This window comes from Streptomyces sp. NPDC058964 (genome assembly GCF_042741275.1).
Classification (GTDB): Bacteria; Actinomycetota; Actinomycetes; order Streptomycetales; family Streptomycetaceae; genus Streptomyces.
In genome coordinates this window covers 8,101-28,716 of sequence record NZ_JBHYKH010000052.1, presented here as the reverse complement: position 1 = coordinate 28,716, position 20,616 = coordinate 8,101, and the positions used below count along the sequence as shown (strand labels likewise).

Annotated in this window: 16 protein-coding genes and 2 pseudogenes; 9 read left to right on the top strand and 9 right to left on the bottom strand. The window is 71.1% G+C overall.

Annotation, left to right across the window (positions count from 1 at the left end):
* Positions 1 to 107 precede the first annotated feature (107 nt).
* Positions 108 to 1,451 (top strand): amidase, encoded by a 1,344-nt coding sequence (locus tag ACFW2E_RS09755; RefSeq protein ID WP_384464027.1) that lies wholly within the window; start codon positions 108 to 110, stop codon positions 1,449 to 1,451.
* Positions 1,452 to 1,460: 9 nt separating this feature from the next.
* Here the strand turns inward: ACFW2E_RS09755 and ACFW2E_RS09750 are convergent, their stop codons facing one another.
* Positions 1,461 to 2,087 carry a hypothetical protein gene (locus ACFW2E_RS09750; RefSeq protein WP_384464024.1) on the bottom strand — a complete coding sequence of 209 codons (627 nt, stop codon included), beginning with the start codon at positions 2,085 to 2,087 and terminating at the stop codon, positions 1,461 to 1,463.
* A gap of 202 nt (positions 2,088 to 2,289) precedes the next feature.
* Positions 2,290 to 3,018 carry a TetR/AcrR family transcriptional regulator gene (locus ACFW2E_RS09745; protein WP_384464021.1) on the bottom strand — a complete coding sequence of 243 codons (729 nt, stop codon included), beginning with the start codon at positions 3,016 to 3,018 and terminating at the stop codon, positions 2,290 to 2,292.
* Positions 3,019 to 3,107: 89 nt separating this feature from the next.
* On the opposite strand from ACFW2E_RS09745, the gene ACFW2E_RS09740 reads away from it, so the two are divergent.
* On the top strand, positions 3,108 to 3,968 hold the full coding sequence (locus tag ACFW2E_RS09740) for an SDR family oxidoreductase (RefSeq protein ID WP_384464018.1): 861 nt from the start codon (positions 3,108 to 3,110) through the stop codon (positions 3,966 to 3,968).
* Positions 3,969 to 4,118: 150 nt separating this feature from the next.
* Positions 4,119 to 5,102, top strand: a pseudogene (locus ACFW2E_RS09735) (IS481-like element ISSav7 family transposase).
* Here ACFW2E_RS09735 and ACFW2E_RS09730 read toward each other — a convergent pair.
* Both ACFW2E_RS09730 and ACFW2E_RS09725 read right to left on the bottom strand, forming a co-directional pair.
* Complete coding sequence (locus tag ACFW2E_RS09730; protein WP_384464015.1) at positions 5,099 to 5,584, bottom strand: GNAT family N-acetyltransferase; 486 nt, start codon at positions 5,582 to 5,584, stop codon at positions 5,099 to 5,101. The pseudogene ACFW2E_RS09735 and the gene ACFW2E_RS09730 sit on opposite strands and share 4 nt — an antisense overlap.
* A 57-nt stretch (positions 5,585 to 5,641) precedes the next feature.
* Complete coding sequence (locus ACFW2E_RS09725) at positions 5,642 to 5,815, bottom strand: hypothetical protein (RefSeq protein WP_356037185.1); 174 nt, start codon at positions 5,813 to 5,815, stop codon at positions 5,642 to 5,644.
* Positions 5,816 to 6,264: 449 nt separating this feature from the next.
* Between ACFW2E_RS09725 and ACFW2E_RS09720 the strand changes: the two genes are divergently transcribed.
* Together ACFW2E_RS09720 and ACFW2E_RS09715 are read left to right on the top strand one after the other, a co-directional pair.
* Entirely contained in the window at positions 6,265 to 6,675 is a 411-nt protein-coding gene (locus ACFW2E_RS09720) for a hypothetical protein (protein WP_384464012.1), read from the top strand.
* Between the two features lie 25 nt (positions 6,676 to 6,700).
* Positions 6,701 to 7,366: pseudogene (locus tag ACFW2E_RS09715) on the top strand (glucose 1-dehydrogenase); the annotation flags it as partial.
* 139 nt (positions 7,367 to 7,505) lie between these two features.
* Here ACFW2E_RS09715 and ACFW2E_RS09710 read toward each other — a convergent pair.
* The 5 genes from ACFW2E_RS09710 to ACFW2E_RS09690 form a co-directional block, all read right to left on the bottom strand.
* Positions 7,506 to 8,999 (bottom strand): SDR family NAD(P)-dependent oxidoreductase, encoded by a 1,494-nt coding sequence (locus ACFW2E_RS09710; protein WP_384464009.1) that lies wholly within the window; start codon positions 8,997 to 8,999, stop codon positions 7,506 to 7,508.
* A 103-nt stretch (positions 9,000 to 9,102) separates the two neighbouring features.
* Positions 9,103 to 10,440 carry a wax ester/triacylglycerol synthase family O-acyltransferase gene (locus ACFW2E_RS09705; protein WP_384464033.1) on the bottom strand — a complete coding sequence of 446 codons (1,338 nt, stop codon included), beginning with the start codon at positions 10,438 to 10,440 and terminating at the stop codon, positions 9,103 to 9,105.
* 145 nt (positions 10,441 to 10,585) lie between these two features.
* Positions 10,586 to 12,913: a GH92 family glycosyl hydrolase gene (locus ACFW2E_RS09700; RefSeq protein ID WP_384464006.1), complete on the bottom strand. Its 2,328-nt coding sequence runs from the start codon at positions 12,911 to 12,913 to the stop codon at positions 10,586 to 10,588.
* Between the two features lie 121 nt (positions 12,914 to 13,034).
* Complete coding sequence (locus tag ACFW2E_RS09695) at positions 13,035 to 13,196, bottom strand: hypothetical protein (RefSeq protein ID WP_384464003.1); 162 nt, start codon at positions 13,194 to 13,196, stop codon at positions 13,035 to 13,037.
* 208 nt (positions 13,197 to 13,404) lie between these two features.
* Positions 13,405 to 16,008, bottom strand: coding sequence for a PA14 domain-containing protein (locus ACFW2E_RS09690; RefSeq protein ID WP_384464000.1), 2,604 nt, complete (start codon positions 16,006 to 16,008; stop codon positions 13,405 to 13,407).
* A 158-nt stretch (positions 16,009 to 16,166) separates the two neighbouring features.
* On the opposite strand from ACFW2E_RS09690, the gene ACFW2E_RS09685 reads away from it, so the two are divergent.
* From ACFW2E_RS09685 to ACFW2E_RS09670, 4 genes are all read left to right on the top strand, one after another.
* Positions 16,167 to 17,180, top strand: a complete 1,014-nt coding sequence (locus ACFW2E_RS09685; RefSeq protein ID WP_384463997.1) for a LacI family DNA-binding transcriptional regulator — start codon at positions 16,167 to 16,169, stop codon at positions 17,178 to 17,180.
* Between the two features lie 165 nt (positions 17,181 to 17,345).
* Complete coding sequence (locus ACFW2E_RS09680; RefSeq protein ID WP_384463994.1) at positions 17,346 to 18,443, top strand: ABC transporter substrate-binding protein; 1,098 nt, start codon at positions 17,346 to 17,348, stop codon at positions 18,441 to 18,443.
* A gap of 1 nt (position 18,444) precedes the next feature.
* On the top strand, positions 18,445 to 19,962 hold the full coding sequence (locus ACFW2E_RS09675) for a sugar ABC transporter ATP-binding protein (RefSeq protein ID WP_384463992.1): 1,518 nt from the start codon (positions 18,445 to 18,447) through the stop codon (positions 19,960 to 19,962).
* Positions 19,955 to 20,616 (top strand): ABC transporter permease (locus tag ACFW2E_RS09670; RefSeq protein ID WP_384463989.1); only part of this gene is annotated, 662 nt, incomplete at its 3' end. The genes ACFW2E_RS09675 and ACFW2E_RS09670, both read left to right, overlap by 8 nt.

Below are 20,616 nucleotides of genomic sequence, written 5' to 3'. Positions count from 1 at the left end.
ACCGGGCGGCGGCCTCTCGACGCCGCGCGCGCGACCGTGCACAGTTCTTCCTGCGTACTGCCGAGTACGCTCCCGCGCACCACACCGTCGCCTCCCGAGGAGCACCCGTGACCAGCTGGGCCGGCCGGACCGCCGCCGAGATCGCCGCCGCCGTACGCGAGAAGCGGGTCACACCCCGGGAGGTGGTGGCGGAACACCTGGCGCGGATCGAGCGCCTCGACGGCCGCGTCGGCGCGTTCCGCAAGGTGCTGGCCGACTCGGCGCTCACGGCGGCCGACGAGGTGGCGGACCGCTCCGATCTGGCCGAACTCCCCCTGGCGGGCGTGCCCGTGGCCGTCAAGGACAATCTGGCCGTGCGCGGCGAGTCCACCCTCGTCGGCTCGGTGGCGACACCGGACGCACCGGCCGAAGAGGACCATGTCACCGTGGCCCGGCTGCGGGCGGCGGGCGCGGTGGTCGTGGGCCTGACCAACGTGCCCGAGCTGTGCATCTTCGGCACCACGGAAGGCGTCCACGGCACCTCGCGCAACCCGTGGGACACCACGCGCACGGCGGGCGGCTCCTCGGGCGGCAGCGCGGCCGCGGTGGCCGCCGGGATGGTCCCGGTCGCCCTCGGCAACGACGGCATGGGCTCGCTGCGGATCCCTGCGGCGAACTGCGGCCTGGTCACGCTGAAGCCGGGGCATGGGGTGATTCCGGCGGGGATAGGCAACGGCGACTGGTTCGGCATGTCCGAGAACGGACCGCTGGCGACGACGGTCGAGGATCTGTGCCTGGTGCTCTCGGTCCTGGCGGACGAGCGGTTCGCCGCCCGCGGGGAGCCGGCCACGCGGCGGATCGCGGTGTCCCTGCGCAGCCCCCTTGCCGGTGTCGCCGTCACCAAGCCGTATACGACCGCGGTACGCGAGGCGGCCGCCGTGCTGGCCGGGGCCGGTCACCGGGTGCGCCGGGCGGAGCCTCCGTACCCCCTCTCGCTGGGTGTCACGGCACTCCAGCACTGGACGGCGGGGACCGCGGTGGACGCCGAGGGTCTCGACCCGGCACGACTGACCCGGCGGACCCGGGTCCACGCGGCCGTCGGCCGGCGCTTCGTCCGGACCGTGCGCACCGGCGACCGGCGCGAACGCCTGCGCCGCCGGCTGACCCCGTTCTTCACCGAGCACGACGTCCTGCTGACGCCCGCGCTGGCCCGCCGCTCCCCCAGGTCCGTGCCGTGGCACGAGCGGGGCTGGCTGCCCAACGTCCTGGCCAACACCAACTACTCGCCGCTGACGCCGCCGTGGAACCTCACGGGCTGGCCCGCGATGTCCGTCCCGTTCGGCACCCTGCCCTCGGGCGCCCCCTGTGCCGTGCAGCTGGTGGGCCGCCCCGGAACCGAGGCGGACCTGCTGGAGCTGGCCGGGCAGCTGGAGAAGCTGCACCCATGGCAGCGCACGGCACCGCTCGACTGACGGAGGCCCTCACCGGTGGCGGATCACGACCGGTTCTCCCGGCCCGCGCAGATCGCGAAGGCCGACATGGCCGGGACCGGGAGGCTCGGCGCAGTACGGTCCGTGCAGATCCAGTCCGGTGAGATCGCCGGCGATCACCGCACCTGGCCCGAAGTGCGTCTCGTCCAGTTCGAAGACCAGCCTGGTGCCCGCCCCGGTGGGTGCGTCGAACCTCCGCGGCTCCTCGGCCGGCCGGATCCCGGCGAGTTCCTGCCGGAGTCCGTGACCGTCGCGCCACACCTCGACCAGGGTGCGGGCGCACAGGGCCGCGGCGGCAGCGGCGATCCAGCGGTCCGGACCGAGGAGAGATCCGCAGTAGCCCTCACGGGGCAGACCTCGCTCGTCCAGGGCGTCGGGCCGGTCGTCGCGGATGGAGAAGACGAGGTCGCCGAGGACCTCCGCCTCGGCCCGCAGCGTGTGGAGGGGCGCGAGGCGTGCCGCGGGGTGCAGCACGTGCGACAGCACCTCGGCCGGCACCCGGGTGGCCAGCCCGGGGTTCCCCCGGGCGGCTCCGAAGCGCATGGCGGGATTCGCGCGGACGTGCTCGTCGATCTCCACGATCCGGATGTCGGCCTCGGTGTACTTCCTGTCCCCCACGTCCCCGCCCTCGCTAGCTGTAATGACCACGAGCGTTGTTAACAGTGGGCGGCGGAGACGTGATCAAGGCTGGAGGCGCGTTATGGGCAAGGGGGAGCCAGCCGAAGCCGTGTGGTCGCCCACTGTCTCATCTGGTGGACACCGCTTCATCGCACGATCTCTCCTCGGAAGGTTCAACCTGCACGAGGGCGCCTGAGCGCGATCAGGCATGCGGCGCGCCACCGTCCGCCGCCAGGCGCGTGAGCCACTCACGCAGCAGGCGCTGCTCGGCGTCGCTCAGGACATCGGCGTCGTCGGGGAGGGCGGCGCGCAGCGCGCGGGCCGCTGCGGCGGGACCGGACTCCGCGGTGGGGACCGCCGGCTCGGCGCGGGTGACGGCCGCGACCATGGACTCGCGCAGGACGGTCAACAGCGCCGGATTGCGGCGGTCCGCGGGGGTGGAGTGCCAGGTGGTGACCGCGCCCTGGCCGGTGGCCTGGATGATCTGGGCGGCCAGCTCCTCGTCGACCCGCAGCCACCCCCCGGCCGCCAGCCGACGCACCCGCCCATGGAGGATCTCCAGGCCCGCGCGGTGTGCTGCGTCCGATCCCCGGCCGGTGGCCCTGTTCATCACCGCGAACAACTCGGGGCGACAGACCCCGAACTCGACCACGATGTCCCAGCCGCGGCGCAGCTCCTCCACCGGGTCCTGCGGAGCGGGGTCGAGCTGCGCGCGCTTTCTCTCCAGGAACTGCGCGTAGCCGTGCTCGGCGACGGCCTCAAGGAGCCCCTCCTTGTCGCCGAAGAGGCGGTAGATCGCCGGCGGCTGCATTCCGGCCGCGGCGGCGACCGCGCGGGTGCTCACCGCGTCAGGGCCGCCGTTCTCCAGCAGCTCGACGGCCGCCTCGACGATGCGGCGCCGAGGGCTGTCGGTGGAGTCGCGCGTAGCCATGAACCGATGGTACCGAGGATTTGGTTCCACCGGAATTTCCAGTGTTACCGTTGAAGTGATTCCACCGGAAATAGTGTCGGGAGAACCCAATGATCATCGTGACCGGAGCCACCGGAAAGCTCGGCCGCCGCACCGTCGAGCGCCTCCTGGAGCGCGTCCCCGCCGACCGCGTCGGCGTCAGCGTCCGCGACCCCCGCAAGGCCCAGGACCTCGCCGACCGCGGCGTACGCGTCCGGCAGGGGAGCTTCGACGACCCCGCCTCGCTCGTGCACTCCTTCGAGGGCGCCGAGCAACTGCTCCTGGTCTCCCTCGACCGCACGGGCCAGGAGTGCGTCACCGGCCACCGCGCCGCCATCGACGCCGCCGTGAAGGCCGGCGTCGGCCGCATCCTCTACACCAGCCAGATGGGCGCCGCCCACGACTCCCGGTTCCAGGCATGCCGCGACCACGCCCAGACCGAGGACCTGCTGCGCGCCACCGGCCTGCCCTGGACCGCGCTGCGCAACGGCTTCTACGCCTCCAGCGCCCTGCAGTTCCTGGAGTCCGCCCGCCACGCCGGCGACATCGCCCTCCCTGCCGACGGCCCCGTCGCCTGGACCGGCCACGACGACCTCGCCGAGGCCACCGCGGCGATCCTCGCCGAGGAGCACCGCTTCGAGGGGCCCACCCCGCCGCTCACCGGCCCGGCGGCGCTCGACTTCGACACCGTCGCCGAGATCGCGTCCCAGACCACCGGACGGCCCTTCACCCGCACCGTCGTCCCCGACGACGCCTTCCGCGAGCAGGTCCTGGCGCACGGCGCCCCGGCCCCGATCGCCGACCTGATGCTGAGCATCTTCGCCGCGGCACGGAATGGCGAGTTCACCGCTGTCGACTCGACGCTGGCCGAGCTGATCGGGCGAGAACCCGCCACCTTCCGCACCCAGCTGGAGCATGCCTGGGCCGAATAGATCCAGTGGGGCGCGCAGACGGCCCCGGCCTGACTCGCCGCCCACAAAAGGCTCGCCCTCTATCGCCCGAGGACGTCGATCACCAGATCGGCGGCCTCGGGCACAAACTCAGACTCCGCATCAGATTCCGCACCATCCCAGAGGTTTCCCGTGCCCCACCCCCATGCCCGGCTGACCATCCACGGCAGACGGCTCCTCGTCGACCGGGTCCGCGCTGGCAGACCCATCGCCCACGTCGCCGAAGAAATGGGCATCTCCAGCACCACAGCCCACAAATGGGTCCGGCGCTGGCGAGCCGAAGGCGATCCGGGGTTGTATGACCGTTCCAGTCGACCCCTGACGACACCGCACCGAACCCCTGCCGATGTCGAGAATCGCATCTGCGAGCTACGGCGCGACCGCAAGCTCGGTCCTGCACGGATCGGCCCGGTCCTGGGCATACCCAGCTCGACGGTCCACGTGTCCTGACCCGCTACGGCCTGAACCGGCTGCGCTGGATGGACCGGCCCACCGGTCAGATCATCCGACGCTACGAACGATCACATCCCGGCGAACTGGTCCACGTCGATATCAAGAAGCTCGGCAACATTCCAGACGGCGGCGGACATCGGATCATGCCCCGCCAGCAGGCCGCGGGCAATCGGCAGGCCACAACCGACGTGCGTAGGGGCGGCAGTCCCGTGATCGGCTACAGCTTCGTTCACACAGCCGTCGACGATCACTCCCGGCTCGCGTACAGCGAGGTTCTGACCGACGAACGCAAAGAGACCGCGGCCTCCTTCTGGCAGCGCGCGAATACCTTCTTCGCCGAGCACGGCATCACCGTCGAGCGCGTCCTCACCGACAACGGCTCCTGCTACAGATCCCGCCTGTTCGGCCAGACTCTCAGCGCCACCGGCATCGTCCATAAGCGCACGCGCCCCTATCGCCCGCAGACGAACGGCAAGGTGGAGCGCCTAAATCGCACCCTGCTCGACGAATGGGCATACGTGCCGCCCGTACTCCAGCAACGCCGAACGCACCGAAGCCCTGACAGACTTCCTCCACACCTACAACTACCACCGGTGCCACACCGCACTCGACGGCCAACCACCCATCAGCCGCGTCAACAATCCTGCGGGTCAATACAGCTAGCCGAGCGCCCTGTACATGATGTGCAGTCCCACCCGCCCGTGCCGGGGATGGTCGAACGCCTCCGGCACCGTGCCCAGGACGGTGAAACCCAGGGAGGTCCACAGCTTCACGGCGGGGTTGGTCTCGACGACCGCGTTGAAGACCATCGCGCGGTATCCCTGCACCTCGGCCTCGGCGAGGATGTGCTCGGCGAGGGCGCGGCCGATGCCGCGGCCGCCCCGGTCGGGGTCGACCATGAAACCGGCGTTCGCGACACCGGCGGCGGGGCCGCCGTAGTTGGGGACGAGGTAGGCGGAGCCGACGACGGCTCCGGAGGCGTCCTCGGCCACGTAGACCCGCTTTGCGGGGCTCATCCAGAGCTCGCGGGCCGCTTCCTCCGAGGTGTCGGGGTCCCAGGCGTACGTCTCGGCGGCGGCGACGATCCGGTGCCAGAAAGGCCAGATCCGCGGCCAGTCGTCGGCCGCGGCTTCTCTGATCAGCATGGGCGTGAGTCTCGCACGCCCATGCGTCAGGCGAACGCGATGGGGCTGACCCGCGGGTCAGTCCACGCTCGGCAGGATGTGGGGTTCGGCGAGGTCCTCCTCGTAGCCCGCGAGGCGGATCGGGGCGGAGCGGGCCCACACGTCCAGGCTGCCGAGCTCTCCGGGCCTGCGGCCCGCGCGCTCCGTGCGTTCCTTGGGGCGCTGATCGCGATTCGTCTTCTCCGGTGTCACCGCGCACTCCTTATGTGTCGGGTCACCCTCGGGGCGTACCGGTCAGTCTGCGATCCGGTGCCTGACGCCCGCTCGGGTCTGGATGGAAGGCCAGCTCGGACGCGGTGGCGCCGGTCACTCGAACGAGAGCAGGCCGTGGTGTACCGGCTTGTCCCGGGACGGACCGTGGGTGTGGGTGGGACCCGTAGTGCTGTCCGTCGGCTACAGACTAACCAAATGAGCAGGGGTGCGCTCGATAGGGAGTGCAAACAAGCTGTAACTATCTCGAGTCACTCAGTGCTCCACCAGGACCATTCTGCAATGATTTGTTACATAATGCGGGTTTTGGGATCACCCAATTGGGCTATATCGACGTCCACGTTGTTCAGTTCAAGTGCCGTTGGCCGACTCGCAAGCTGGTCATGATCTGCTGACGTACGGCAACGGCTGTCTCGCGGGAGGACTGACGCATGGAGCTGCGCAGCGTCGAGGAGCTGATGGAGCTGCTGGCGGCCCGTCCGCACCAGCGGGCGCTGCGGACCGCGGCCCTGCTGCGCCGCGGCCGCCCCGCCGACAAGGAGCTCCAGGTGGCGGGGCTGGTGCACGGCATCGGGCGGCTGCTCGGCCCCGATGACGAGAGCGGGCGGGCCGACCGCGCGGCCGACGCGGTACGGCCCCTGCTCGGCGAGCGGGTCTCCCACCTGGTACGCCACCACCGCGGCCCGCTCTTCGACCCCGCCGCCGACGACGACGTGCTGCGGCTGCGCCAGGCGGGCGAGGAGAGCCGGACCGCCGGGTTCGACGCCGGGGTGCTGGAGGACTGGCGCACGGTGCTGGAGCTGGTGTCGGCGCGCAACTCGCGTCTGGGGGCTGTCGACTGACGGCCCGTCATGAGACGGTACGGCGATGACGTCGTCGTACGGGATCGAGGGCAGGGCGGCCGTCGTCACCGGCGGCACGCGCGGGATCGGGCGCGCCGTCGCCGGCGCGCTCGCCGCCGCCGGGGCGCTGGTGTGCGTGGCCGCGCGGGACGCGGGCGAGGTGCGGCGCACGGCGGCCGGGCTGGGCGGCATCGGAATGGCCGGGAACGCGGCCGACCCGGAGTCGCAGCGGGAGCTGACGGAGCTGGTCCTGCGCGAGTTCGGACGGCTCGACATCCTGGTCAACAACGCGGCGACGAACCAGCCGTACGGACCGCTCATGGACGCCGATCCGGCCCTGTGGCGCGAGGCGTTCACCGTCAACGTCGAGACACCGCTGCGGCTGGTGCAGTGCGCCTGGCGGGGCTGGATGCGCGAGCACGGTGGGACCGTGGTCAACATCTGCACGGAGGGCGCCGGGCACGTGGGGCCTCATGTCGGGGCGTACGGCACCAGCAAGGCCGCGCTCCTGCATCTCACCCGGCAGCTCGCCGGGGAGCTCGCACCCCGGGTGCGGGTCAACTCCGTCTCCCCCGGCCTCGTCCGCACGGACATGGCCCGTTTCGTGTGGGAGGCGGGCGAGGAGGAGATCGCCGCGGGCCTGCCCCTCGGGCGGATCGGGGAACCGGAGGACGTCGCGCGGGCGGTGCTGTGACCGGCGGCCGACGCCGCCGAACGGACCACCCCCGAATGGATCACCGGTGCACGAATTGACCGCGCCGGGTGCCCCCGGCAGAAGGTCGGCGGGCCCGGTCAGGGCCCGCCCGGTGGGATCCGGCCCCTCGCTCCGGTCACCACTTGCCGGGCGCGTAGTCCTTCATGAACACGCCGTACAGGTCCTCGCCCTGCTCGCCGCGGACGATCGGGTCGTAGACGCGAGCCGCGCCGTCGACCAGGTCGAGCGGGGCGTGGAAGCCGGCCTCGGCCAGGCGCAGCTTGTCGTAGTGCGGACGCTCGTCGGTGATCCAGCCGGTGTCGACGGACGTCATGAGGATGCCGTCGGTCTGGAACATCTCCTGGGCGCTGGTCCGCGTGACCATGTTCATGGCCGCCTTCGCGGCGTTGGTGTTCGGGTGCCCGGCGCCCTTGTAGCCGCGGCCGAAGACGCCTTCCATCGCCGAGACGTTGACGACGTAGGCACGGCCGCTGACGGCCTTCTTCGCGGCGTCCGCCATCGCCGGGCGCAGGGCACTGATCAGGATGAACGGCGACGTGTAGTTGCACAGCTGGGTCTCCAGCAGCTCGACCGGCGAGATCTGGTCGATGGTCTGCACCCAGGTGTTGGTCTCGACGACGTCGGGGACGAGCCCGCCCGCGTCGATGGCGGTGCCGTCGAGGTGCCGGGCGACGCTGGCGTTGCCCGCGACGAGCGCGAGGTCGGCGACCTTCTGCGCGTCTAGGCCGCTGGTGCCGACGGGCAGCGCGGCGATCCCGTCGACGGCGCCGGAGTTGAAGGCGCCGATGACGTGGTGGGCGGGGAGTTCACCGGCGGGCAGCGGCGCGCTCTCGCCCTCGACCAGGGCCGCGTAGGCGGAGGGCAGGCGGCGCACGGTCTGCGTCGCGTTGTTGATCAGGATGTCGAGCGGACCCGCCTCGGCGACCTGCTCGGCCAGGGCGACGGCCTGCGCCGGGTCGCGCAGGTCGATGCCGACGATCTCCAGCCGGTGCATCCAGTCCGCCGAGTCCTCCATCGCCTTGAACCGGCGGATGGCGTCCTTGGGGAAGCGCGTGGTGATCGTCGTGTGCGCGCCGTCCCGCAGCAGGCGCAGCGCGATGTACATGCCGATCTTGGCGCGGCCGCCGGTGAGCAGGGCGCGCTTGCCGGTGAGGTCGGCGCGGGCGTCGCGCTTGGCGCGGTTCGTCCGGGCGCAGTCGGGACAGAGCTGGTGGTAGAAGTAGTCGACCTCGACGTAGCGGGCCTTGCAGGTGTAGCAGGAGCGGGGCCGCTGGAGTATCCCGGCGACCTGGCCCGCCTCGGTGACCGACGACGGCAGGATGCCCTCGGTCTCGTCGTCGATGCGCTGGGCGGAGCCGGTCGCGGTGGCCTCCGTGACCGCCTTGTCGTGGGCGGTCTTGGCGGCCCGGCGCTCCTGGCGGCGGCGCTGCTTGACCGTCCGGTAGACGCCGGCCGTCGCCCGGCGCACCGCGATGGCGTCGGGGTGGTCGACCTCGAGCCGGTCGAGTTCCTCGAGCACGCCGAGGCAGACGGCCAGGCGCTCGGGGTCGATGCCGGGGCCGTAGACCGCCTCGTCCTCGGCCGTCGGGCCGTCCTGTGTCACCGTCATCGCGCTGCCGTTCCCTGATCCTGCGCGCAGCGCTCCGACTCGCGCCCGCTTTCGAACGGGGAAGTCTACGGAGCGCCGGGCCGCACCGGCAAACCGGTCATGATCAGGGATCGCAGGCCGCGATCAGCGTCTCCACCTCGTCCGTCACCGCGCGGGCGAGCACGTCGAGGTCCGGCACCGCCCGCGCGTCGGCGACCAGTCCGTAGTGCACGCGTCCGCGGTAGGTCGAGATCGCCACCGCCAGGGACTGGCCGGGGGCCAGCGGGGCGAAGGGGTAGACCTCCGTGAGCGGGTGTCCGCCGAGCCGCAGGCCGAGGCCGGGCAGGGGCACGCTGGTGACCAGGATGTCGAACCAGAGCCGGGCCGCCTGACCGACGAGCGGGCCGCCGAGGCGGTGACCGAGGGCGGGGACGTGGTCGGCGAGCAGGGCGACGGCACCGGCGCCCCGGTTGGGGCCGGCGTCCTTGTTGCGGTCCATCGCCGTACGGACCGTGCCGAGCCGGCTGACCGGGTCGGGGTCGCCGACGGGAAGCCGTATCAGGTAACCGGAGAGCCGGTTGCCCTGTGGCTGCGCGGTGCGCGGGCGGCGCCTGGAGACGGGGATCAGGGCACGCGGCGCCACGCCCTTGCTGCCGTCGCCGCGCTCGTCGAGCCAGCGGCGCAGGGCACCCGCGACGACGGCGATGAGGACGTCGTTGACGGTGCCGCCGACGGCCTTGCGGACCCGGTGCACGTCGTCGATGTCCAGGACCACTCCGGCGGTTCGCCGGGTGCCGCTGGGCTCGGCGGTGAGCGCGGCGGAGGAGCGGACGCCCAGGGTGGACAGGGCGACGGAGGCGCCGATGTCGAGGGCCCGGCCCACGTCGGAGAGCGCGCCGCGCAGCAGGCCGGGCAGCTTGCGCACGTCGGGCAGCAGTCCGCGCGGCGGCTCGATGGCACGGGGGCCGCGCTCCGGCAGGTCCAGCGGGTCCAGGACGCCGGCGGCCAGCTTGAGCGCCCGCAGGCCGTCGGCGAGGGCGTGGTGGAACTTGAAGAGCACGGCGAAGGAGACCCCGTCCTCGCCGGGCAGGACGTGTGCCTCCCAGGGCGGCCGGCCGCGCTCAAGCGGGCGCTCCATGAGCCTGCCCGCGACGGCGTGGAAGTCGTCGGTCGGGGCGTGCAGGCGTACGTGGTTCAGCGGGTCGAAGCCGGGGTCGGCCTCACGGGTGGCGCCGCCGAAGGCCAGCGGGCGGCGCAGGTCCGGCGACTGCCAGACGTCACGGATGCGCATCCGCAGTCCGGGGACGGCGGCGGCGCGGGCGGCGAGCAGATCGGCTGCGTGGGCGCCGGCGGTGGGCGAGTGCGCGGAGAAGACACCGAGCGCGCCCAGGTGCATCGGGTGACGGTCGGACTCGATGTTCCAGAACGCAAGGTCGAGGGGAGCGAGCAGGTCAGCAGTCAAGGGCTTGCCTCGCATCGACAGTGGGTGGACAAGCAGTCAACCTCTGGCAGCCGATTACGGTCAAGTACGATCAGGCCACGCTCAGTTAACAGCAGATTAAGTCCCGCCCCTACGGGGAGGAGCGGGGTTCATGGGGCTCCTGAGGTCACTTCAGGACCGGCGGCGCCGCCTGGGGTGACGTACCCCACGCGGACGGGCGCGGGCCCACGGTGAAGGCGAGCGAGCGCAGTGACCGCAGCGCGCCGGTCGTCAGGAAGGTCCGGTCGTACGGCGCTCCGTCCGTGCGCGCCGACTGGATGTACCGGTCGGCGGCCGTGGTGCCGGGCGCGGTCACGGTGAGCCCGCCGCCCGGCCAGTAACGGCGGTCGAGGGTCAGGTCGACCCGGTCGAAGACCGGCGTGGACAGGCCCCAGGTGCCGTAGCCGGGCTGGACCGGGAAGAGCCCGATCGACGAGAGCACGTTCCAGGCGGACATCGTGCCCAGGTCGTCGTTTCCGGTCATGCCGGTCGGCGTGTCGGTGAAGAGGGTCAGCGCCGCGTGCACCACGTCCGTGGTCTTCCAGGGCTGCCCGGTCGCCAGATAGGTGTACGGGGCGATGAGGTCGGGCTCGTTCTGCGGGTTGTACGTGGCCGCGTTGTAGTAGGCGTACGGGTCGCCGTGCACCCACACCTCGCGCGCGGTGCGCGCCGGGTCCGCCAGCAGCCGGTCGTATGCGAAGAACGCGTCGAGCCGGTCGTTCGCCGCCCGCTCGCCGCCGATCAGACCGATCATGCCCGGCAGGTCCTGCGGCACCAGCCACTGGTACTGCCAGGCCGTTCCCTCGTGGAAGCCGACGCTGCGGGCCGGGTCGGCCGGTCCGGCGAAGGCCCCCGCGGCGTCCCTGGCACGGAAGAAGCCGGTCGAGGGGTCGAAGACGTTGCGGTAGTTGCGGGAGCGGGCCGCGTACCGGTCGGCGTCCGCGAAGTGCCCCAGACCGCGCGCCATCTGAGCCAGCATCGCGTCGGACAGTGCGTACTCCAGGGTGACCGAGGCACCCTGGTGGTAGTCGGAGTCACCGAGCTTGGCATGCGGGCGGCCCTCGACGTACGGCGCGAAGCCGTTCGCGATGTACTCCGCGTTGGCCTCCCGGCCCGCACTCGGGGAACCGGCCGGCGGTACGCCGTCGGCGTTCCGCCGCAACAGGCGGTACGCGCGCTTCTCGTACCCCTTCAACAGGCCCTGGTGGTAGGCGGTGGTCAGGAACGGGGTGACGGGGTCGCCGGTCATGATGTTCGTCTCGACCGTGCCGTAGCCCCACTTGGGCAGCCAGCCGCCCTCCTCGCCGACCTTCAGCACCGACAGCGCCATGTCGCGGGCCTCGTGGGGCGCCAGCAGGGCGAGGAGCTGGCACTGAGTGCGGTAGGTGTCCCACAGGGACCAGTTCTGGTAGTACGTGAAGCCCCTGGCGCGGTGGACGCGCAGGTCCCAGCCGCGGTAACGGCCGTCGGCGTCGCTGCCGGTGTTCGGCGCCAGGAATGACCGGTACAAGGACGAGTAGAAGGTCCGGCGCAGGCTGTCGTCGCCGCCACGGACACGGACGTCGGCGAGCCGGTCCTCCCAGCTGCGGAGGGCCCGGCCGCGCACGGAGTCGAACGAACGGCCGCCTTCTGCACGGAGGTTGACTGCGGCGCCGTGTGCGTCGACGTACGACAGGGCGGTGGCCGCCTCGACGGTGCGGTCCTTCGTCGTGTCGAAGCGGACGTAGGCGCCGCCGGCTCCGCTCGTCGAACCCGCGGTCACCGTCGAGCCGTTCCAGGTGCCGTACGAGGCGAAGGGGCGGTCGAACCGGGTGATCGTGTAGACCGTGTACGGCTTGGTGTCCTGGCAGAATCCGCGGCCGGTGATGGCGGTGCGGACGGTGCGGTTGTCGAGGATCTCGACCTTGGAGGAGACCCCGGTGTGCAGTGACTGGGCCGCGTTCAGCAGGACGTTGGCCCTGTCGGTGGCGGGGAAGGTGTAGCGCTGCACACCGGTGCGTGCGGTTGCCGTCAGTTCGGCCTCGATTCCGGACTTCAGGCCGACCCGGTAGTAGCCGGGGCTCGCCCGTTCGTCGTCGTGGCTGAATTCCGCCGCGTAGGAGGCGTAGTCCGTCCGCGTGACGTCACCGGTGGTCGGCAGCACGGGAAGGTCGCCGCCGAGGCCGCAGCCGACGCCGGATAGGTGCACCAGGGAGAAGCCGCGGATGTGGTTCTGGGAGTAGTCGTAGCCGGTGTTGTGGCCGGTGTCCGGCGAGAGCTGCACCATGCCGAAGGGGACGGCGGCGCCAGGGTAGGTGTTGCCTTCGTTCTCGGTACCGATGAACGGATTGACCAGGTCGGTGAGAGGGCCTTCCCGGTCGGCCGCCAGGGCCGAGGGCCCGGCGAGTGCGGCGCCGAGAAGTGCCGCCGCCGTGACCCCCCTCAACGCACCGCGTAGCCATGTGGTCCTTCTCATGGGCGGGTGTGCCTCCTCAGGACGCGTGGACAACGTTGTCAAAGCCGCGCCTCATTCTTCGGTGTGGACGTGTACCCGTCAAGATTGCGTCGGGTTTTCCGGTGCTCGGCCTGACACCCGCTCAGACCAGGTGCCGCAGATGGTCGTCGGTCCCGCTGTCCTCGAACTGCGCCACGAAGACGTCGGGGGCGAGGCCGTCGGCCGCGGTGGCGGGCGGCGCCGGGAGACCGGCGCCGACGGCCAGGCCTCCGGTCTGCAGGAAGTGTCGCCGGGCGAGAGGCATACGGCCTCTCCTGTCGGGGGAGTCGGGGAGCGGGGCGCGGGCGCCTGTCCTGCCGTGCGCGAAGGCAGGGCCGTGCCTCGTCCTTCCCGCCGGGCGGTGGGGTGCGGTCCGTCCGCCTCTCGGCGCGGGGACGGACCGCACCGTGTGCGCGCATCAGCGCACGGCTCCCGGCGGTGGCGGGGAGGCGTCCGCCGAGGCCGCCTCGGGGTCAGGCGCAGCCGGCGGGCGTCACCCGCGAGGCGTCGTCGATCAGCGCCCGCTGGGCCGCGCCGAGTCGCTCGGCATCGGGCTTGACGACCTTGCGGTCGTACGTCATCAGGCCGTTGAGCTCGCCCTCGACGTCCGAGATCTGCGTGTAGACGGCGCCGTTGCCGCCCTTGCAGGCGAGGGCGTGCACCTCGGCCAGCTTCTTGAGGTAGTCGTCCGTGTAGGCCGAGGGGTCGACGTCCACGTACGACTGCTGGACCGACCAGGCGTGACCGGGGACCGCCAGCCCCAGGCCGCCGTACTCCCCGGCGACGAGAGCCCGTTCACCGTCCGGATGCGGTGGCAGGGCGGGACTCGGGTAGCCGTGTTCGTCCATGATGTCGCCGGTGCCTCCGTCGGCCCCCAGATTGAGGCCCGACATGCTGTTGACCAGCCGGGTCGGGTCCCAGGCCTTGGCCTGGTCGGCGATGCGGGCCATGTCGTACTGGCCCCACCCCTCGTTGAAGGTGACCCACATGACGACCGACGGGCTGCTGACGTGTTCGTCGATCATCTGCTTCATCTCGCGCTCGTACTCGGCGCGGGCCGCGGCGCTCGGGTTCACCCCGGCCGTCATCGCCGGCATGTCCTGCCACACCATGAGGCCGAGCCGGTCGGCCCAGTAGAACCAGCGGTCGGGTTCCACCTTGATGTGCTTGCGGACCGCGTTGAAGCCCATCTTCTTGTGCATCTTCAGGTCGTGGGCGAGGGCCTCGTCGGTCGGGGCGGTGTACAGGCCGTCCGGCCAGAAGCCCTGGTCGAGCGTGGCCATCATGAAGACCGGGCTGCCGTTGAGCATGGTGCGCGGCACGCCGTTCACCTTCTCGACCTCGACCGACCGCATCCCGAAGTAGCTGCCGACGCGGTCGCCCCCGACGCCGACCTCGAGGCCGTACAGGAAGGGGTCGTCCGGGGACCACAGGTGGGCCTTCGGGATCCGCAGGGTCAGGGCCTTTCCGCTGCGGCCGGTGACCGTGCGCACTCTGCGCTTTCCGTCGTAGGCGGTGGCGGTGACGGGCAGTCCGTCTCGCACGCCCCGGGGTTCGATCGTCAGGGTGCCCGCGGCCACGTCCGGCGTGAGCTTGAGCGTGTCGACGTGGTCGGGCGTCACCGGCTCCATCCACACGGTCTGCCAGATGCCGGAGGACGGGGTGTACCAGATGCCGCTCGGGTCCAGGCGCTGTTTGCCCAGCGGCGGGTTCTCACCGTTCGTGGCGTCGGTCGGGTCGTAGACGCCGACGATCAGCTCCTGGATGCGGCCGGGCTCGAGGGCCGCGGTGATGTCCGCGCTGAACTTGTCGTAGCCACCTTTGTGTTCGGCGACCTTGGTGCCGTTCACGTATACCTCCGCCTGCCAGTCGACCGCGCCGAAGTTCAGCTGCAGGCGCTTGCCGGAGCCGATCTTCCAGCCGGCCGGGACGGTGAAGGTGCGCCGGTACCACATGCGGTCCTCGTGCCGTTCGAGGCCGGACAACTGCGACTCGACGGGGTAGGGGACGAGGACCTTCTCGGGAAGGTGCTTGCCGACCGGCGGTTGTTCCCCGGCCTTGGCGGCGGCGAACTGCCATGATCCGTCGAGGTTCTGCCAGGAGTCACGGGTCAGTTGTGGCCGCGGGTATTCGGGATGGGCGTTGCGCGGTGAGACCTCGTCGGCCCACTTGGTGCGCAGCTCGTAGGTGGATCTGTTGGCGCCGCTGCTCCAGAACGGTCTGACAACGTTGCCGTTGTCCGCGTTGAGGCCGCCCCTGCCGTCGTAGCGGACGTCGGCGAGGCCGGGGGCCGTGCCGGTCTTGTTGCCGACGACGGGTTCCTTGAGCGCGATCAGGAGCGACTTCGGATCGGCGGGGTCGAGCCGGGCCGTGCCGAGCGGCCAGGTGGCGCCGCCGATCACGGCGGCGATGTGGTCGGTGAGGTCCGCCGGAGGCGCGGAGAGGGCCTGGGCGAAGCCGAGTCGGAGCGTGCGGCCGTCCGCGCCGACGGTGGTGGAGGTGGCCCCGTCGTAGTCGAAGCCGTCGGGCAGGCGGAACGCGGACTGCGGGACGGCGGTCTTGCCGCCGCCGGGTGGGGTCCACCGCAGATGGAGGTTGGAGCCCCCGTAGTGCTCGAAGTACTCCACCTTGATGTCGTAGTCGTGGCCCGCGGTCAACTCGACCGGAGGACCGGTCTGTTCGCGGTCCCAGTCGTCGACCCAGTGGTCGATGACCAGGGTGTCGCCGACCCAGAGGCGGAAGCCGTTGTCCCCGGTGATCGAGAAGGTGGTGGGGCCGGTCTTCTCCGGCACGATCTTCCCGGTCCAGCGGACGCTGACGTCGTCCGACTGCCCGGTGGCGAAGTTCAGTCGCGGCTCCAGGGTGTCGAAGTCGAGCTTCGGATCGAATCCGGTCGCCTTGAGCTCGTGGAAGTCGAAGGCGCCGGGGGCCGACTGCGTGTAGTACTCGCCCTTGAGGCCGTGAACCTCGACGGGATCGTCGACCGCGTTCGCGACGGGTGTCGCGGCGAGTCCCGCGGTGCCCAGCGCCGCGGCGAGCAGCAGGGCGAGACGTTGCCTTAGGGGTTGGATGCGCACGAATCCTCCTTGACTGAGGAAGGGTGGCGGCTCGTTGCTTCTGTCTGTACAACGTTGGAAGGAACGGCAGTTGGCATGAGAGCACGGCTCCCGGCTGCTGTCCAGGGTCATGACAAAGGCTCCGGGGACGGGGCGCCCATCGACGCTGAGGAGATCCCTTGCGGGTCAGCCTGAAGGACGTGGCGGAACGCGCCGGCGTTTCGATCAAGACCGTGTCCAATGTTGTCAACAACTATCCGCACGTCACCCCGGCGATGCGGGCCCGGGTGCAGTCGGCCATCGACGAGTTGGGTTACCGGCCCAACCTGACCGCGCGGCATCTGCGCAAAGGGCGAACGGGGATCATCGCGCTGGCCGTGCCCGAGCTCGGCAACCCGTACTTCGCGGAGCTGGCCGGTGCGGTGATCGACGCGGCCGCCGAGCACGAGTTCACCGTTCTGCTCGATCACACGCGCGGTGACCGCCGACAGGAGATCCTGGTCAGCCAGGGCTTCCGGGCCCGGGTGATCGACGGGCTCATCCTCAGCCCGCTGGAGCTGGAGGCCGAGGATCTGCAGGGCCGGTCGGACGACGTGCCGCTGGTGCTGCTCGGTGAGCGCGTGTACGACCTGCCCTACGACCACATCGCGATCGACAACGTCGCGGCGGCCCGGTGCGCGGTTCGTCATCTGCTCGGTCGCGGCCGCACCCGGATCGCCTATCTCGGCGCGCGCACCGACTCCGCGAACCGGCCCGCCCATCTGCGCCTCGCCGGCTGGCGCGAGGAACTGAGCGCGGCCGGAGTGCCCGCGCCGGACAGCCTGGTGGTGCCGGTCGGTGGCTGGGACCGGGACGACGGGGCGCGCGCGATGGCCGAGCTGCTGGACTCGGGGGTGCGCCCGGACGCGGTGTTCGCGTTCAACGACCTGATCGCCATCGGGGCGATGCGAGTGCTCCACGAGCGGGGTCTGCGGGTGCCCTGGGACGTGGCGGTGGTGGGTTTCGACGACCTCGCCGAGGGGCGCTTCGGGGCCGTCACCCTGACCACGGTATCGCCGGACAAGCAGGCGATCGCGCGCATGGCCCTCGCCTCGCTGCTGCGCAGTCTGTCGGGGCGTGAGGTGACCGGTGGACGCGAACTGACCGCGGATTTCCGGCTGGTGGAGCGGGAGAGCACGCTGGGACGACGCTGACTGGACGCTGGCGGATGCTGACGGGATTTCGGACGGGAGGGTTTACAGGCCCCTTCCAACGATGTAAAAACCTCCCCTGAACGACGTGCACGCCGAGTTGACCGCAAGAGCCAGCCTCCCCGAGAGCGCTCTCACGCGCCGGGGCCGCGCCGTTTGGGGACTCCCATGAAGCCCATCGCACTTGTCCGTCGCACCTCCGCACGCCACCTCCTCGCCGCCGGCCTCGTCACCAGCCTGGCGCTCGTGACCGCATGCACCAAGTCCGAGGACGACTCGGGGAAGGGCAGCTCCGCCTCCCAGCCCGGCGACGCCGGACAGGTGGTCGCCTCGCCGGGCACCGGCTCCGGACCCACCTGCACCGTGGACGCCTACGGCGGCCGGAAACTCGACCTGAACAGCGCCACCGTCGGCTTCTCCCAGTCCGAGAAGGAAGCCAATCCCTTCCGGATCGCGGAGACCGCGTCCATCAAGGCCGAGGCGCGGAAGCGAGGCGTCGAACTCCTCACGGCCAACGCCCAGTCGCAGTTCTCCAAGCAGATCAGTGACGTCCAGGACCTCATCGCCAAGGGCGCCGACCTGCTCGTCATCGCGCCGCTGAACTCCGACGGCTGGGAGCCGGTGCTGCGAGCCGCGGCCGCCAAGCACATCCCGATCGTGACGATCGACCGCAAGATCAACGCCACCGCCTGCAAGGACTACGTGAGCTTCATCGGGTCCGACTTCGTGGAACAGGGCCGACGGGCCGCGGACCGGATGATCGAGGCGACCGGCGGCAAGGGCGAGATCGCCGTTCTGCTCGGCGCGGCCGGCAACAACGTGACGACCGAGCGCACCAAGGGCTTCGAGGACCGGATCAAGGAGAAGGCACCCGGCCTGAAGATCGTCTTCCGGCAGACCGGAGAGTTCGCCCGCGAGAAGGGCCAGTCGGTGACCGAGAACCTGATCCAGTCCAAGCCGGGCATCACCGGAATCTACGCCGAGAACGACGAGATGGGCCTCGGCGCCGTCAACGCCCTCAAGAGCGCGGGCAAGAAGCCGGGCGACGTGAAGATCGTCACCATCGACGGCACGCGCAACGCCGTGCAGGGCATCGTGGACGGCTGGATCTACGGCGTCATCGAGTCCAATCCGCGCTTCGGGCCGCTCGCCTTCCAGACCCTCGCCACGTTCACCGAGGGCGAGAAGGTGGCGGAAGACATCGTTATCAAGGACAGTGCCTACGCCAAGAGCAACGCCCGGGCGGACCTCGGCAAGGCCTACTGACATGCTCTCGGTCACCCGGCTGTCCAAATCCTTCCCCGGCGTGCGCGCCCTGTCCGATGTCGGCTTCACCGCGCGCGCCGGGGAGGTGCACGCGCTCGTCGGCGAGAACGGCGCCGGCAAGTCGACGCTCATCAAGGTGCTCACCGGCGTGTACCGGCCCGACGCGGGCGAGATGACGTACGACGGCGCCCCGGTCCGTTACACCACGCCCCTGCAGGCCCAGCAGGCCGGCATCTCCACCATCTACCAGGAGGTCAACCTCGTCCCGTTGATGAGCGTGGCCCGCAACCTCTTCCTCGGCCGTGAACCGCGCGGCCGGTTGGGCCTGATCGACTTCCGGCGCATGCACCGCGAGTCCGACGAGGCCCTGCGCCGACTCGGGATCCGGGTCGACGTGCGCCGCCCGCTGCGCGAACTGGGCATCGGCGCACAGCAGATGGTGGCTCTCGCCCGGGCCGTGGCCGTCGACGCACGAGTCGTGATCATGGACGAGCCGACCTCGTCGCTCGAACCGCGCGAAGTGGCCACCCTGTTCGGAGTGATCCGCTTGCTGCGCGAGCGCGGCGTCGCGGTGATCTACGTGAGCCACCGCATGGAGGAGCTGTACGAGATCTGCGACACGGTCACCGTCCTGCGCGACGGACGCGTGGTGCACACCGGTCCGCTCGCCGGACTCGACCGGCTGCAAGTGGTGGCCATGATGCTCGGCCGGGAGATCGGCCAGGTGCGCACGGAGGGCCTCACCAAGTTCTCCGGCTCGCACGACAGCGCGTCCGAACCGGTGCTGCGCGCCACTGGACTGAGGATCCGTCACAGGCTGCGCGACGTGTCGCTCTCGATACGGCCGGGAGAGGTGGTGGGCCTCGGAGGGCTGCTCGGCTCGGGCCGCAGTGAGACGGCGAAGGCGCTTGCCGGGGCCCTGCCCACCGACGCGGGCCGGGTGACGGTCGACGGCACCCTGGTGCGTGCGGGCTCCACCGCCGCCGCGATCCGCGCCGGCATCAGCCTGCTCCCGGAGGACCGCAAGGCCGAGGGCATCGTGCCGGGACTGTCGGTCCGCGAGAACATCGCGCTCGCCGCGCTGCCCGCACTGTCCCGCTTCGGTCTCGTCGACGAGGCCCGCATCGACCGGATCGTCGAGACGTTCATGAAGCGGCTGCGCATCAAGGCGGCCGGTCCGCACCAGAAGGTCGGCGATCTGTCCGGCGGGAACCAGCAGAAGGTGCTGCTGGCCCGCTGGCTCGCCCTGCGCCCCAAGGTGCTGCTGCTGGACGAGCCGACGCGCGGCATCGACGTCGGCGCCAAGGCGGAGGTGCAGGCCCTCATCGACGAACTCGCCGACGACGGTCTCGCCGTCCTGCTGATCTCCTCCGACACCGAGGAACTGATCGAGGGCAGCGACCGCCTGATCGTCCTCAAGGACGGCACGGTGGTCGGCGAACTGACCGGCGACGACGTCACCGAGGACGGCCTGGTGCGCGCCATCGCGGCCGTACCCGCGGGAGGACATGATGACTGACCTCGCACTCGTGCGCGGCTCGCTGGACCGCACACGGCTGCTGCGGCTGCTGCAGGAATACGGCGTCTACGCGGGCGTCGTGGTGCTGCTGCTGTTCAACTTCGCCTTCACCCCGCACTTCCTGTCCACGGAGAACTTCCGCACCCAGGCCGTCCAGGTCGCCCCGGTCCTGGTCGTGGCACTGGGCATGGCGCTGGCGATCGGCACCGAGGGCGTCGACCTGTCGGTGGGCTCGGTGATGGCCCTGTCCACCTCACTGCTGTCCCTGTACCTCGGGTACGGGCCGTGGACCGCCGCACTGACAGCGGTGCTCGGTGGCATCGTGGTCGGCGCGGCGAACGGTGCCCTCGTCGCCTTCGTGGGCGTCCAGCCCATCGTCGCCACGCTCGCCCTGATGGTCGCGGGACGCGGACTGGCCCTGGTACTGCTCCCTCAGCTCAAGGACGTGCGCGATCCCGGCATGGCGGCGCTCGGTTCGGGGGACGCGCTGGGCGTGCCGTATCTCGTCCTGATCGCCGCGGTGCTCACGGCACTGATGGCGTTCGTGGTGCGCCGGACCACCTTCGGACGCCAGGTGCTGGCCATCGGCGACAGCCCCCCCCCGCGCCCCCGCGCCCGCCCCCGCCCCCCCCCCGGCCCCCGCCCCCCCCCCCC